This is a genomic window from Mucilaginibacter psychrotolerans (genome assembly GCF_004519315.1).
GTDB classification, from domain to species: Bacteria; Bacteroidota; Bacteroidia; order Sphingobacteriales; family Sphingobacteriaceae; genus Mucilaginibacter; species Mucilaginibacter psychrotolerans.
This window is the reverse complement of record NZ_SOZE01000034.1, coordinates 17,658-30,574: the sequence shown is the minus strand read 5'-3', so window position 1 is coordinate 30,574 and position 12,917 is coordinate 17,658. Positions and strand designations below refer to the sequence as shown.

The following is a 12,917-nucleotide window of genomic DNA, read 5'->3' as shown; positions in this document are numbered from 1 at the left end:
GTTTGGATTTAGTAGTTGACAACTGTAAATTTACAGTTGTCAAAGTAAAAATGATTGAAAGCTTCAAACACAAAGGGTTAAGACTATTGTGGGAACATGGTAATGGCAGTAAATTACCTGTGGACCTTGTTAACCGCATCGAACGAATGTTGGATGTTATTGACTCAGCAACACAAGTGCCTGATGATTTTGGCGCTTATCGAAACTGGAACATCCATAAACTCTCCGGAGACCTGAAAGACTACTGGAGTATTAAGGTTAATAAAAATTATCGGATTATCTTTCGATTTGATGGACAACACGCATCTGACGTTGATTATATAGATTATCATTAAAAAGCCATGAAAAGACAAATGAGGCATATCCACCCCGGTGAAATTTTGCGGGAGGACATTATCGCAGCAAATGAATTAACGGTAACCGAAACAGCTAAAATGCTGGGCATATCGCGCCAAAGCTTAAACAAGATTATTCACGAACAATCGGATATCACGCCCGAGATGTCGTTTAGGATTGCAAAAGTATTCGGGGGTACCGCCGAGATATGGGCTAATTTGCAAACCAAATATAACCTGCATTTGGCAGCCGAAAAAACAAAAGAGCTGTACTTGAAGCCCTTTAAGTATCAGCACTCTGCATAGTATTTTCACCCCATGTTAAACCATGCGCAAAAATTCCCGTCGAAGAGGGGGTTCGTTATCTTTATCCCGCTGATTATTTTGCTATTGATAGAAGTTGGCTACATTGCCGGCGGCAGGTATATTGGAGCGGTGTTGCTGCTCGCAGTAATGTCGGCAGTGTTTTTGCCGGTGTTTTTCAATACCTATTATACCATCCAAAGCGATGGCATGTTGAAGGTGAAATGCGGCATGTTCTTTAATACTATCGTTGATATCAATAGCATAACCAAAGTGGAAGATACCCATAGCATACTGAGCGCCCCTGCCCTTTCGATGGATAGGTTGGAGCTGTTTTATAACAAATTCGATTCGGTTGTAATCTCCCCACAGGATAAAGCCGCTTTCGTAGCCGAATTACAAAAAATAAACCCGGGTATCCGGTATAATTCATAACCAAAACCGAAGATTGAACGCATGTTAAAGACGCTAATCCTTTTTTTTTCCTGCATATTATTAGCTTATAGCGGAAACGCACAGGAAACCACGAAGAAAAAAAACTGGCTTACCAACTCCGTGCAGGAAGTTACTACGGTGTTGAAAACCAATAAAAACGTGAAGCAGGGCTTGTACATGGCACTCTTCCAAAAAACAACTGTAGTAGCCACCGGCATGTACGACAATAATAAAAAGGTGGGGCTTTGGCGTTTTTTTAGTTCGCAAGGCCAGCAGCTTGAAGTATATGATTATACGGCCGAAAAGCTGTTTTTCGAAGCACCGGAAGATACCACCTCTTCGCTGCGTTACTTTGTGGACCGGGAGCTACAGCCTACCGATAAAGTGACCAAACCTATTAAAATAGGCGGCAGGTATTACGGGTATATCCCCTACCTACAGTTGTTTACCTTACCCGATTACATCGACCCGTCAAACAAAAACTTCTTCGATGTAACTGTAGAACTGCTGATAAGCCCACTTGGCCGATTGGCGAGCTATAAAGTAAACCTTAATATCAAAGGCAAAACCGTAAGGGTTATCAACATGAACACCAACCTGCCCGACGAGGCCGACAAAATATTCACACCCGCTACGTTAAATGGCGAGGGCATTGCCTGCCGCATCATGATAAAAGCATACATCACCGATAATAATCACCTCGATTTTGACTAAGTCGCCACTACATTGCGTAATGCACTAAACCGGAAGCGGCCCTTTTGTTAAACCGTTCTTTCTGTTTGCCACTAACAACACAGGCGCACCGTAAATTATACGATGCGCCTGTTGTACGTTGTGTTTAAGCCTTAGACTTAGTGATGGTGGTGGCCATCCGGGCCGTGTGCGTGGCCGTGAGAAAGTTCCTCCGGCGTTGCAGGGCGCACGTTCAATATCTCGCCTTTAAAATGCAGTTCCTGGCCGGCCATAGGGTGATTAAGATCTACAATTACCGAGTCTTCGGTAACCGAAACTACCTGGCCCTGGAAACGGTTGCCATTATTATCCTGCAAAGGCAATACTTCGCCAATTTGCGGTATCTCGGCACCCTGGAACATTTCTTTCGGCAAGTTAGCTACTGCTTCTTCGTCGAATTCACCGTAACCTTCTGCTGCTGATATACGGAAATCATAGGTATCACCTGTTGATAGGGTGCTTAAGTTCTCTTCGAATTTGGGTATCATTTGGCCCGCGCCGAACAAAAAGGTTAGCGGTTGCTCCTGCGTTGCGCTTTCTGCCAGGCCTTCGCTGCCATCTTCTTGTTTAACATACAAATCGTATGTTAATGATACTACGTGTTGTGGTTCAATTTTCATTATAATGATTATTCGTTAACAATTAAATCCTAAAATCTAAAGCCTAAACTCTAAAGGCTAAAATTTAAATACTCAATTCTAAACTCTATTGCTTAGTCTAAATTCGAACGCCTAACCCTAAACTTTGTTGGTATTGCGTTGCTTTTTTTTTTCGAATTTCGATTTTAGATATTAGAATTTACTACGTTATTTGTTTTAATGCATCCGCCGTATTATCAACCGGAAGGCTGCAGGTTTTATCCCGGCAAACGTAAATCCGGTTGATATCCCCCGGCTTATCTGCCAGCAAAGGTAGTGTTCCTTTTTTACCGCCCAACATTATTTTATTGGGGATGTAGTTTTGTTCCATCTGTTTACGCAGCGCATCGGCATTATCACCGGTAATCGCTACCTCGTAAGTGCCGAATAACTCATCCAGTAAAAGCGAAGTCCAATTACTGTAACCGGTGCTATATTTAGCCAGATGCGGTACGATGTTGCGCAGCATTTGTGCTGCTATATCATGATAAGCTTCCTGGTCGAAGAATAGCCCGAGCTTTTTTAGGTTGCGCGCCATTACAGAATTGGAAGCGGGGATAACGCCATCCATCATCTCGTATTTGCGGGCTATGAGGTGCTCGTCGTCATCCGCGGTGTAAAAGAACATGCCGCTGACCTTATCGTAATAATGCAAAATAGCATAATCGCTAATGCCTTTTGCGCGGGTAAGCCATTGCTCATCAAAAGTAGATTCATACAGGGCGATAAAGGCATCTACGATGTTGGCGTAATCATCCAAAAAAGTGGCGATGGGTTCGTGATCGCCATTGGGCAAAAGCACGGGCTCTTTGAATATCCGCAGGAGTTTATCGCCAGATAGCATGTTATTACTCAGGAATTCCGCGTTCCGCAGGGCGAGGTCAAGGTAAGTCGGCTCATCAAAGGCGCGGTAGGCATCGCAAAGGCCTTTCAGCATCAGGCCGTTCCAGGAGGCTAAAATCTTATTATCCAGCCCCGGCCTGATGCGCTTATCCCTGGCATCGAAAACTTTTTGGCAGGCAAGGTCTATGCGGCTTCGCAATGCTTCCACCGGCAAACCTAAAGTAGCAGCCAATGGCTCATCATCTTCCCTGCGGAAGAAAACGTTGGCATGTTCTTCCTCCCAGTTGCCCGCATCGGTAGCGTGGTAATAAATGCAGAAGAGTTCGGTTTCGTCGCCCAATATCTCCTCGATTTCGGCCTTGGTGAAAATATAGTATTTGCCCTCCTTGCCTTCGCTATCGGCATCTAGCGCAGAATAAAAACCATAATCGGGCGAGGTTAGTTCGCGTTCTACGAAGCTGATAATTTCATCGGCGATGATTTTGTAAAGCGGGTCGAGATTCCAGGTATAAGCTTCGGAGTACAGGCTAAGGAGTTGGCCATTATCATACAGCATCTTCTCGAAATGCGGCACATGCCAAACACCATCCACCGCGTAACGGGCAAAGCCGCCACCGATATGGTCATAAATACCGCCGTAAGCCATTTTCTTTAACGTGAGTTTAGCCACGCGAGAAATCTGCTCATCCTGCATCAGGTGGGCATAACGTATCAAAAACAACCAGTTATTGGGCATCGGGAATTTCGGCGCGCCACCCAGGCCGCCCTCCTCTTCGTCGATATAGCGCTTCCAGTTTTTCAGGATAGGCACAAGGTCCGCTTTGGTATATTCGGGCTGCTCGTGCACAAAGGCAACGGATTCATATTGTTTGATGCCATCGGTAAGGCGTACGGCATAGTCCTCGGCTTCCTCGGGCTTGGTTTTGTAGAAATCAGCAAGGTTGAAGAGCAGACTCGTCCAGTCGTTCTTGCGGAAGTAGGTGCCGCCGTAGATAGGCCTTTGGTCGGGCAGGCAGATACAATTTAGCGGCCAGCCTCCCCTGCCGCTCATCAGTTGCACGGCACTCATGTATATCTGGTCAACATCAGGGCGTTCTTCGCGGTCGACTTTGATGCAGACGAAATACTCGTTCATCACCGCTGCAACGGCATCGTCTTCAAAGCTTTCATGCTCCATCACATGGCACCAGTGGCATGCCGAGTAGCCGATGCTCACCAAAATCAGTTTGTTCTCCTCTTTGGCCTTGTGCAAAGCCTCCGGCCCCCAGGGGTACCAGTTAACCGGGTTGTTGGCGTGTTGTAATAAATATGGGGAGGTGGAATTGGCGAGGCGATTCATAACGTACGTTTTTCAGGATAAGTGGCTAAGGTGTTAATTGTTTTTAAAAAGCACAAATGAAAATACGGGCAATTTGCGTTCCGCTTGTAAAGCTTTATATTTGAATATGCCTGAAACCAAACCGCCTGTACCCGGAAGATATATCGACCCATTAGTTGACTTCGCTTTCAAGAAGATATTTGGCAGTGAGCCTAACAAAGACCTGCTGATTGCCTTTTTAAACGTTGTGTTCCGCGGGCGTAAACATATTGCGGATCTCGTTTACAATAAAACCGAACACCACGGAGATATAAAACAAGAGGGCACAGCAATATTTGACCTGCTTTGTACTGGTGATAAAGGCGAGCGTTTTTTGATAGAAGTACAACGAGCCAGGCAAGGATACTTCAAGGAAAGGGCTTTGTTTTATACATCCAGGTTGATCAGCGAACAAGCACCCAAGGGCAAAAGAAATGCTTGGGGATACAATATTGACGAAGTATATCTGGTAGCGCTATTAGAGGATTTTAGTTTAGAGGGTAGCCCTGCCAACGCTTACCTGCACGACATTTGCTTATGTAACCGCGAAACCGGCGAAATATTTTACGATAAATTAGGTTATACCTATATTGAATTGAGTAAATTTGTGAAAGAGGAGGTTGATTTAATAGACGACCTTGACAAATGGCTTTATGTTTTAAAGAACATGAGCCGGATGGACAAAATTCCGGTTTACTTACGCAAACCGATATTTGAAAAATTATTCAGCATTGCTGAATATACAAATCTTACAAAGGAGGAAAAAGATATGTACGATAGCAGCTTAAAATATAAATGGGATAACCAAAATGTATTAGAATATGCGGTGAAAGAAGCTAAACACAATGAAGCATTAGACATTGCCCGTGAGCTTAAAAAGGAAGGCTTGGCTATTGATTTCATAGCTAAAACAACGAAATTGGCGATTGAAGAAATTGAAAAACTGTAGTAAACTCGATAACTCTCATTGTGCCTTATAAAGTCATCTCTTCAACAATTGATCTGCAACCATCCTACTGCCGAGGATGCAGGCAATTGTACTAAGCCCAGACAAGTGGTAGTATTTTCATTGAATTTGCACCGAAAATAATCACCAAACCTCTTGTCAAATGCAAGCTATCGCCAAACTCCACTACGCCAAAATCATTATGTTTTTGGCCGCCCTGTATAATATCTTTTGGGGCTTAGTGATCTCCGCCTACCCGCAAATCCTCCTGTTCGGCAACGCTCCTACCGATTTCCTGCTGATCATCCTGCGTTGCGTTGGCATGCTGGTTGGCGTGTACGGCATTGCCTACTACTTCGCTTCGCGAGATCCGAACACCTACTGGCCGCTTATTTTGGTAGGCTGGATAGGCAAATTACTGGGGCCGGTTGGCTCGGTGTACTATATCGTATTGGGCAAACTCCCCCCCTCATTCTTTTGGGTGAATGTGTTCAACGATATCGTTTGGTTGGTGCCATTCGGCTGGGTAATTTATATGGCGGTGAAGAAAAGGTTGTGAGGAGAAATTAATAGTGGCCGCGTAGCGAATAAACATTTATTGTATCGTCCGCAACATCATAAATAATTCGGTGTTCGTTATCAATACGCCTGGACCACTTCCCGGAAAGTTCGTATTTCAACGCTTCAGGTTTCCCTATGCCTTCAAATGGATGCTGCTTCGTATCGTGAAAAAGCTGCTGTATTTCCTTCTGAACAATCCTGTTGCCCGACTTTTTCCAAAACTCAAAATCCCTTTGAGCTTTTTCGAAAAGGTCTATTTCCATAGATTGTCAACATCAACCCGTAACCCTTTTTTTCCAGATTTTCGTACTTTCTCCCCTTCGAGTACTTCTTTTACAAAAACAGGGTCGTAAGGCGATTCACCTAACTCAAATACCACCTTTAAAGCTTTAGCCACAGCAGTTAAAGCATCTAATTGTTCTTGATTTTCAGGATGCAATATTAAAGTTGCCATAGACAAATTTATCAATTATTCCATTAACCTTTACAACGTTAGCATTTTTTTCCACAGATATATTTTTACAATTGAGCAGCACAGGCCATATCAAAAGTTGTAATTCTTTTCCGTTCTTCCTCCGTGCTCTTTGCGCCTCTTCACCACGCAAATCTTAGCGTCCTCTGTGGTTAAATAGCCACAATGCCAACAACGCCCTAATAATGTTAGCATTTTTCCGCCCCCATTTATCTTCAAATTACTTAATTTCGCCTTTTAAGAAAAGAGGAAAAGGATTTGGATTATTTAGCTGGGTTAAACCCCGAACAAAAGGCCGCCGTACTGCAAATTAAAGGCCCGGTGATGATCATCGCTGGCGCAGGCTCGGGCAAAACACGTGTTATCACTTACCGGGTTGCCCATCTTATCCGCAGCGGGGTAGATTCGTTTAACATACTGGTACTTACGTTTACCAACAAAGCCGCCCGCGAAATGCGCGAGCGTATAAACCATATTTGCGGCCCCGAAGCCAAAAACATCTGGATGGGTACCTTCCACTCGGTGTTCGCCAAATTGCTGCGCGTAGAAGCCGAAAAGATCGGCTACCCTAGCAACTTTACCATTTACGATACCGACGACAGCAAGAGCGTGCTCCGCGCTATCCTCAAGGAAATGAACCTGGATGATAAGCTCTACGCCGTAAACTTTGTATTGAATCGTATCTCTGCCGCCAAAAATAACCTGGTTGGCTGGCAGGAATACCAGCAGAACGACCAGATACAGGCCGATGACCAGGGCGGCGGCCGTGGCAAACTGGGCGTTATCTATCAAACCTATGTGCAACGCTGCTACCGCGCCGGCGCCATGGATTTTGACGATTTGTTGTTTAAAACCAATGAGCTTTTAAAACTGCACCCCGATGTGCTGAACAAATACCAGCACAAGTTTAAATATCTGATGGTGGATGAGTACCAGGATACCAACTTTTCACAGTACCTCATTGTAAAGCGCCTGGCTGCCGTAAACGAGAATATTTGCGTGGTAGGCGATGATGCACAAAGTATCTACGCCTTCCGCGGGGCCAACATCCAGAACATCCTCAACTTTGAAAAGGATTATCCCGACCTGAAAATATTTAAGCTGGAACAAAACTACCGCTCTACCCAAAATATAGTAAGTGTAGCCAACAGCATCATTGCCAATAACAAAGAGCAGCTGAAGAAAAACGTTTTCTCCGAAAAAGAAACCGGCGACAAGATAAAAGTGATGCGTGCCTTCAGCGATAACGAAGAAGGTAAGATGGTTGCCGATACCATTATGCAGGACAGGAGCACTAACGGCATGAAATGGCACGATTTCGCCATTTTGTACCGCACCAACGCACAGTCGCGTTCTATGGAGGAGGCTTTGCGCAAAAATAATATCCCTTATAAAATATACGGGGGTTTATCCTTCTACCAGCGTAAGGAGATAAAGGACCTTATCGCGTATTTCCGCCTCACGTTCAATCCTAATGACGAGGAAGCATTGAAACGCGTGATCAATTACCCAAAGCGTGGTATCGGGGACACAACTGTTGATAGAATTATCGTAGCGGCAGACAAAAATAGCATTACCCCTTTCGAGGTGATATTACAACCCAATCGGTACATTGAAAAAGCACCTGCGTCGTTATCGGCGTTTGCGGCCATGATTCAAAGTTTTCAGGTGCTGGCCAAAAATCAGAGTGCCTACGAAGCGGCACTTTACATTGCCCAGCATTCGGGCCTGCTGAAAGACCTTTACGAGGATAAATCCGTAGAGGGCCTCAATCGCTACGAGAATATACAGGAGTTGCTGAATGGTATCAAGGAATTCTCTGAAAGAGAAGACATCGAAGAAAAAGGCCTCGACGTTTTTATGCAGGATATTGCACTGTTAACAAACGACGACAAGGATAAAAACAAGGATGCCGATACGGTATCACTCATGACCATCCACTCTTCCAAAGGGCTGGAGTTTCCTCAAGTATTCGTGGTGGGGTTGGAAGAGAACCTGTTCCCATCGCAAATGTCGCTCAACTCGCGCAGCGACCTGGAGGAAGAGCGCCGGCTGTTTTACGTAGCTGTTACCCGGGCCGAGCGCAAACTGAGCATCAGTTATGCAACATCGCGCTTTAAATTTGGTACGCTGATCAATTGCGAGCCTAGCCGCTTTTTAGATGAGATAGATGCCCGTTACCTGGAGTTGGATTATTCGGCGAAACCTGCGCAGAGCTCGTTTTTTGATGATGAGCGTAACGCCTGGAGCCGCAAGCCCGATACCAAGGGCGATACCTTTTCCAAGCCAAAAACCGCCACAACGCCACCACCTGTTAAAACCACCTCTATACTGGCAAAGGCACACGTGGTGTCAAAAGATTTTAAAATAGCTGATACCAGTAACCTGCAGGTAGGCATGCAGGTAGAGCACGAACGCTTTGGTTTTGGTAAGGTACTTAACCTGGAAGGCAATAAACCGGATGTTAAGGCAACTATTTTCTTTAAGGAAATCGGGCAGAAGCAACTTTTACTAAAGTTTGCTAAGCTAAGTATAGTGGGCGGGGCAGAGTAACCTTTTAATTTCCATATTATGTGGAACTAATTCCCCGGTTTTTTCATGTATGTTTAACGCTGTGTTAATATAACGCAATAGGGGCACATTTTGATTAATGGCATTCCATTTGGATAGGTATTAATACCCAATTTACCATTAATTAATTTTTTCACGTACATGATGAGCGAAACAATAAAAAAGAAGACAAACAAATCGGCAGGTAAAAACATCCGTACGCTCCGCCACGACCGTGGCTGGAGCCAGGAAGATGTTGCCAGCCGTTTAGGCATTTCTATCCCTGCATTTTCTAAAATCGAAACCGGCGTTACTGATATTAATTTATCGAGGCTTGAGCAAATTGCCAACATTTTTGAGGTAAGCGTGGTTAACCTGCTTTCGCTTGAATACGTAGAAGAACCCAGTACGCAGGATGTTAGCCTTAACATCATCCAAAAGAAATTATTGGACAGGGAAACCGAAATAACCAATCTGCAGCGCAAAGTAATTTTGCTGTACGAAGAGCTGCTGAATAAAAATCATGTTTAGTAATAAACAGGGGCCAACTGTTTAGTAAACAAAACAGTTGGCCTTTTGTAAATAGTCCTACAATTTCTCTTTGGGAAAATAACTTGAGCATAGCTTAATTTTACTGTGCAAAAGTGAACGTAATTTGTTTTTTTTTAGCTTATAGCATTAATGGCACATCAATGGCTTAAATAACATGCTGCACCTAAAGTGGCATAAAAAAGACCAACATGAGCAACTACATGATATCTATAGCCAATGATGATGCAGTAAAAAACGGCATCATACACGATCCGGCAACTAAGTTAAAAGTGAAGGCTTTCGACTTGTTGAAATCAAGGTTTAAGCCCCGTAAAGGCGAGGTGCGCTTTTTTGTTACCGCAGGCAAAGAGAAGCTTGCGTTTGAAACACAGGGTTACCACAAGCACAAACAGCTGCTTATTTTGCACATGATATCTATTTACTGTGTGTATCTAGGGCTGCTTGAGGCACAGATACACGCTTCCCTGCCTGGACTACGTTAAGGAGTTTAATAAGCGTTTTTGCCGCTATCGTTCAGCATTTCGCTCATTTCGATTATTTTCTGATCGATGTCTGATACGCATTTATCCATCATTTTGATGCATTCCTTCTCATCAACCAGCCCCTCCTTCTCCAGATTCATAAGGCCACGGAGCGTGGCGATGGGTCCGCGAATTTGGTGCGAAAGGTATGAGGAGTATTCTGATAATTTCTTGTTTTTTACCTGCAAATCTTTCGTGCGTTCATCAATAATTTCTTCCAGGTGATGGTTCACCCTATCCAAATTATCTTTCTGTTTAGATACCTCGCCGTTCAACTCGGTTAGTTTGGCATTAGTATTAGCCTTGCGTTTTACATTGCTTACCAGCAAGGCTATTACTACAAGCAAAAGGCCGGCAACTATTGTTACGGCCCAAAATTTAATCCTGTCGTTTTGCTGTTGCAGGATAATGGCATCTTTCTCCCGCTGCGTGGCGGCCTGCTTATACTGCTCCTGCAGCATCGTTATTTGGGTGCTTTCGTTGGAACTATGTATCGCGCTATCTTGCCTGAAGATCATCTGCAGGTAATACAGCGCTTTCTCGTAATTCTTCCGTTTTGATTCCAGCTGGTAAATGACGTAGTTATAGTCGTTGGTTAGTTTCTCATCTTTCAGCACCTTAGCGTAGGCCTGCCCTTCGGTTACCATACGACTGGCATCCTCAAACTTGCCCTGCGCTATATAAAGCGTTGCAAGTGTAAGGTTGGTACTGGCAACAGGCTTGTTCAAATCGAGTTCTTTACCGGCTTTATTGGCTGCAAGCAACAGCGTTTCGGCCTTATCAAACTCGTGCAGGTTGTAGTAAATAACGCCCCTGTTTTGCTGTACCTGCACCAGGTTTATCGAGTCGCCCAGGGCAGCGAACATAATATTGCTTTTATCGTAATAACTAAGGGCTTGGTTGTAGCTTTTATTACGGTAATAAACGTTACCAATATTCATCATAATTGATGCCTTAACCGATTTGTCGTTGATGTTTTGGGCTATGCCCAAAGCCTGGTTAAGATATTCAAGCGCCTTGTCTTTATTATTGTCCAGATATAGGTTGCCAATATTGTTGAGCACTTTGGCCTGGTTGCGGAGATCGTTGGTAGCCTTGAAAACATCAAGTGCCTTAAGGTAATTATCAATGGCCTTGCCTGCCTGGTTAAGGTAATAATTCCCTATACCTATTACCCTGTAAGCCTCCCCTACGCCCCGGTTGTAATTTAACTCCTGCGCAAGCGCGAGCGCTTTGTTGGCTACCTCTATGGTTTGCTCGGGACTGGTGTAGCGGTTATCTAATGCCTGTTTATTTAACTTTATTACCTCAGACGTATCCCTTGAGTTAATACTTGCGTAAACATTATTAGCGCCAACAGAACAACAAATAAATAACAGAATTATCAGAGGATAAATTTTAGTCATCGGGGCTATATACGTTGAAATACCGTGAAAGTTATAAAATAAATACTAAGTATGGATGTTTGTACTAAATTTAGGAAAAAAAATAAAAAATAAAAAATGAAATAGTTTCTCGAAAATTAAAAAACATATTTATATTTGCGTTGTTTAAATAACTGACTAGCAATAAGTTAAGTTATGTTTGGCATGTTGTTTTTGCGCCAAAAAATTAACATTTTTTGCTGATTTAAATTATAAACTATTGATTACAAAGGGCAAAAAAAGCCTTGCAATATCGCTAACAACAGATGCGGCACACAATTAATTTAAAATAAAATTTAAACTATTAAATAACATGAAAAAAATTTGCATGGCAGCGTTGATTTTAATCTCAGGAATAATGGCATCCTGCGTTACAAAAAGCAATAGCACCGCGCTAAGCGTTATCCTGAAACCCTCCATAGGCTTTCGCAAAGACATTGGCATTGCAGATTAATTACCTTAATTACCGTTAAATACCCCTGTTATGAAAAAGATATTTATTGCAGCATTATTCGTAGGCACCGGCATCCTGCCTTCTTGTACAAAAGAGGTAAACCCGCAGCCAACCGCAACGGCCATTGAACATAGCACAACCCCGTTCCGCAAGGACATTGGCACTGCCGACTGATAAAATCATCAACCAGGAAACGCTAAAGACATAACATAAATAAAAACATCCCTAACAACATATAACATGAAAAAGACCATCATCGCAGCAGCCTTAATTTTAACCACCGGCATTGTTTCGGCATTCACCACTATTGCACCTGCAAAACGCGATACAACTACCACCAAGCCATCAACTAAGAAAGATATTGGCCAGGCCGATACCAAAAAAGATATCGGACAGGCAGATACTAAAAAAGATATCGGTCAGGCAGACTAATTAAAGCACCTATCAACCCACAAACAAAGCATAACATCTATAACAAAAAGCAATCATGAAAAAAGTAATCATAGCATCAGCACTTATCTTAACCACAGGCGTAGTTTCGGCATTTACCACTATTGCACCTGCAAAACGCGATACCACTACCACCAAGCCATCTACCAAGAAAGACATTGGACAGGCTGATACCAAAAAAGATATCGGTCAGGCTGATACTAAAAAAGATATCGGTCAGGCAGACTAATTAAAGCACCTATCAACCCACAAACAAAGCATAACATCTATAACAAAAAGCAATCATGAAAAAAGTAATCATAGCATCAGCACTTATCTTAACCACAGGCGTAGTTTCGGCATTT

Annotated in this window: 18 protein-coding genes; 13 read left to right on the top strand and 5 right to left on the bottom strand. The window is 43.4% G+C overall.

Annotation, left to right across the window (positions count from 1 at the left end; all coding sequences use genetic code 11):
- The first annotated feature begins 2 nt into the window (after positions 1 to 2).
- From E2R66_RS23115 to E2R66_RS23100, 4 genes are read left to right on the top strand one after another with little or no spacing between them, the layout of a single operon-like run.
- Positions 3 to 335, top strand: a complete 333-nt coding sequence (locus tag E2R66_RS23115) for a type II toxin-antitoxin system RelE/ParE family toxin (RefSeq protein WP_204985983.1) — start codon at positions 3 to 5, stop codon at positions 333 to 335.
- A gap of 6 nt (positions 336 to 341) precedes the next feature.
- Positions 342 to 641, top strand: coding sequence for a HigA family addiction module antitoxin (locus E2R66_RS23110; RefSeq protein ID WP_133235367.1), 300 nt, complete (start codon positions 342 to 344; stop codon positions 639 to 641).
- Between the two features lie 12 nt (positions 642 to 653).
- Complete coding sequence (locus E2R66_RS23105) at positions 654 to 1,073, top strand: PH domain-containing protein (protein ID WP_133235365.1); 420 nt, start codon at positions 654 to 656, stop codon at positions 1,071 to 1,073.
- 21 nt (positions 1,074 to 1,094) lie between these two features.
- A complete protein-coding gene (locus tag E2R66_RS23100; RefSeq protein ID WP_133235363.1) occupies positions 1,095 to 1,787 on the top strand; it encodes a toxin-antitoxin system YwqK family antitoxin in 693 nt (230 codons plus the stop codon).
- A gap of 137 nt (positions 1,788 to 1,924) precedes the next feature.
- Here the strand turns inward: E2R66_RS23100 and E2R66_RS23095 are convergent, their stop codons facing one another.
- On the bottom strand, positions 1,925 to 2,425 hold the full coding sequence (locus tag E2R66_RS23095) for an FKBP-type peptidyl-prolyl cis-trans isomerase (protein WP_133235361.1): 501 nt from the start codon (positions 2,423 to 2,425) through the stop codon (positions 1,925 to 1,927).
- Positions 2,426 to 2,606: 181 nt separating this feature from the next.
- Positions 2,607 to 4,625, bottom strand: coding sequence for a thioredoxin domain-containing protein (locus E2R66_RS23090; protein WP_133235359.1), 2,019 nt, complete (start codon positions 4,623 to 4,625; stop codon positions 2,607 to 2,609).
- A gap of 106 nt (positions 4,626 to 4,731) precedes the next feature.
- On the opposite strand from E2R66_RS23090, the gene E2R66_RS23085 reads away from it, so the two are divergent.
- Positions 4,732 to 5,592 (top strand): Rpn family recombination-promoting nuclease/putative transposase, encoded by an 861-nt coding sequence (locus E2R66_RS23085; RefSeq protein WP_133235357.1) that lies wholly within the window; start codon positions 4,732 to 4,734, stop codon positions 5,590 to 5,592.
- A 160-nt stretch (positions 5,593 to 5,752) separates the two neighbouring features.
- On the top strand, positions 5,753 to 6,148 hold the full coding sequence (locus E2R66_RS23080) for a hypothetical protein (RefSeq protein WP_204985982.1): 396 nt from the start codon (positions 5,753 to 5,755) through the stop codon (positions 6,146 to 6,148).
- Between the two features lie 7 nt (positions 6,149 to 6,155).
- Here the strand turns inward: E2R66_RS23080 and E2R66_RS23075 are convergent, their stop codons facing one another.
- Positions 6,156 to 6,413, bottom strand: a complete 258-nt coding sequence (locus E2R66_RS23075) for a Txe/YoeB family addiction module toxin (protein WP_133235355.1) — start codon at positions 6,411 to 6,413, stop codon at positions 6,156 to 6,158.
- Positions 6,404 to 6,604, bottom strand: coding sequence for a DUF2683 family protein (locus E2R66_RS23070; protein ID WP_133235353.1), 201 nt, complete (start codon positions 6,602 to 6,604; stop codon positions 6,404 to 6,406). Before E2R66_RS23070 ends, E2R66_RS23075 begins: the two co-directional genes overlap by 10 nt.
- Before the next feature lie 276 nt (positions 6,605 to 6,880).
- Between E2R66_RS23070 and E2R66_RS23065 the strand changes: the two genes are divergently transcribed.
- From E2R66_RS23065 to E2R66_RS23055, 3 genes are all read left to right on the top strand, one after another.
- Positions 6,881 to 9,175, top strand: a complete 2,295-nt coding sequence (locus tag E2R66_RS23065; RefSeq protein WP_133235351.1) for an ATP-dependent helicase — start codon at positions 6,881 to 6,883, stop codon at positions 9,173 to 9,175.
- Between the two features lie 159 nt (positions 9,176 to 9,334).
- Positions 9,335 to 9,703 carry a helix-turn-helix domain-containing protein gene (locus E2R66_RS23060; protein WP_240049462.1) on the top strand — a complete coding sequence of 123 codons (369 nt, stop codon included), beginning with the start codon at positions 9,335 to 9,337 and terminating at the stop codon, positions 9,701 to 9,703.
- Between the two features lie 209 nt (positions 9,704 to 9,912).
- Positions 9,913 to 10,206 carry a hypothetical protein gene (locus tag E2R66_RS23055; protein ID WP_133235349.1) on the top strand — a complete coding sequence of 98 codons (294 nt, stop codon included), beginning with the start codon at positions 9,913 to 9,915 and terminating at the stop codon, positions 10,204 to 10,206.
- Between the two features lie 5 nt (positions 10,207 to 10,211).
- Here E2R66_RS23055 and E2R66_RS23050 read toward each other — a convergent pair whose 3' ends face one another.
- The gene (locus E2R66_RS23050; RefSeq protein WP_133235347.1) at positions 10,212 to 11,651 is read right to left on the bottom strand and encodes a tetratricopeptide repeat protein; all 1,440 of its coding nucleotides are present in this window, start codon (positions 11,649 to 11,651) and stop codon (positions 10,212 to 10,214) included.
- 331 nt (positions 11,652 to 11,982) lie between these two features.
- On the opposite strand from E2R66_RS23050, the gene E2R66_RS28525 reads away from it, so the two are divergent.
- The 4 genes from E2R66_RS28525 (at position 11,983) to E2R66_RS23040 (ending at position 12,802) form a co-directional block, all read left to right on the top strand.
- Positions 11,983 to 12,123: a hypothetical protein gene (locus E2R66_RS28525; protein WP_158288489.1), complete on the top strand. Its 141-nt coding sequence runs from the start codon at positions 11,983 to 11,985 to the stop codon at positions 12,121 to 12,123.
- Between the two features lie 30 nt (positions 12,124 to 12,153).
- Positions 12,154 to 12,297: a hypothetical protein gene (locus tag E2R66_RS28520; protein ID WP_158288488.1), complete on the top strand. Its 144-nt coding sequence runs from the start codon at positions 12,154 to 12,156 to the stop codon at positions 12,295 to 12,297.
- A gap of 66 nt (positions 12,298 to 12,363) precedes the next feature.
- The gene (locus E2R66_RS23045; RefSeq protein ID WP_133235345.1) at positions 12,364 to 12,555 is read left to right on the top strand and encodes a hypothetical protein; all 192 of its coding nucleotides are present in this window, start codon (positions 12,364 to 12,366) and stop codon (positions 12,553 to 12,555) included.
- Between the two features lie 55 nt (positions 12,556 to 12,610).
- Positions 12,611 to 12,802: a hypothetical protein gene (locus E2R66_RS23040; protein ID WP_133235343.1), complete on the top strand. Its 192-nt coding sequence runs from the start codon at positions 12,611 to 12,613 to the stop codon at positions 12,800 to 12,802.
- Positions 12,803 to 12,917 lie beyond the last annotated feature (115 nt).

Coding starts and splice junctions, on each gene's coding strand:
- E2R66_RS23085 (WP_133235357.1), top strand. CDS start 4,732: ATGCCTGAAACCAAACCGCCTGTACCCGGAAGATATATCGACCCATTA.
- E2R66_RS23075 (WP_133235355.1), bottom strand. CDS start 6,413: ATGGAAATAGACCTTTTCGAAAAAGCTCAAAGGGATTTTGAGTTTTGG.
- E2R66_RS23055 (WP_133235349.1), top strand. CDS start 9,913: ATGAGCAACTACATGATATCTATAGCCAATGATGATGCAGTAAAAAAC.
- E2R66_RS23095 (WP_133235361.1), bottom strand. CDS start 2,425: ATGAAAATTGAACCACAACACGTAGTATCATTAACATACGATTTGTAT.
- E2R66_RS23060 (WP_240049462.1), top strand. CDS start 9,335: ATGATGAGCGAAACAATAAAAAAGAAGACAAACAAATCGGCAGGTAAA.
- E2R66_RS23045 (WP_133235345.1), top strand. CDS start 12,364: ATGAAAAAGACCATCATCGCAGCAGCCTTAATTTTAACCACCGGCATT.
- E2R66_RS23040 (WP_133235343.1), top strand. CDS start 12,611: ATGAAAAAAGTAATCATAGCATCAGCACTTATCTTAACCACAGGCGTA.
- E2R66_RS23100 (WP_133235363.1), top strand. CDS start 1,095: ATGTTAAAGACGCTAATCCTTTTTTTTTCCTGCATATTATTAGCTTAT.
- E2R66_RS28520 (WP_158288488.1), top strand. CDS start 12,154: ATGAAAAAGATATTTATTGCAGCATTATTCGTAGGCACCGGCATCCTG.
- E2R66_RS28525 (WP_158288489.1), top strand. CDS start 11,983: ATGAAAAAAATTTGCATGGCAGCGTTGATTTTAATCTCAGGAATAATG.
- E2R66_RS23050 (WP_133235347.1), bottom strand. CDS start 11,651: ATGACTAAAATTTATCCTCTGATAATTCTGTTATTTATTTGTTGTTCT.
- E2R66_RS23080 (WP_204985982.1), top strand. CDS start 5,753: ATGCAAGCTATCGCCAAACTCCACTACGCCAAAATCATTATGTTTTTG.
- E2R66_RS23105 (WP_133235365.1), top strand. CDS start 654: ATGTTAAACCATGCGCAAAAATTCCCGTCGAAGAGGGGGTTCGTTATC.
- E2R66_RS23090 (WP_133235359.1), bottom strand. CDS start 4,625: ATGAATCGCCTCGCCAATTCCACCTCCCCATATTTATTACAACACGCC.
- E2R66_RS23070 (WP_133235353.1), bottom strand. CDS start 6,604: ATGGCAACTTTAATATTGCATCCTGAAAATCAAGAACAATTAGATGCT.
- E2R66_RS23110 (WP_133235367.1), top strand. CDS start 342: ATGAAAAGACAAATGAGGCATATCCACCCCGGTGAAATTTTGCGGGAG.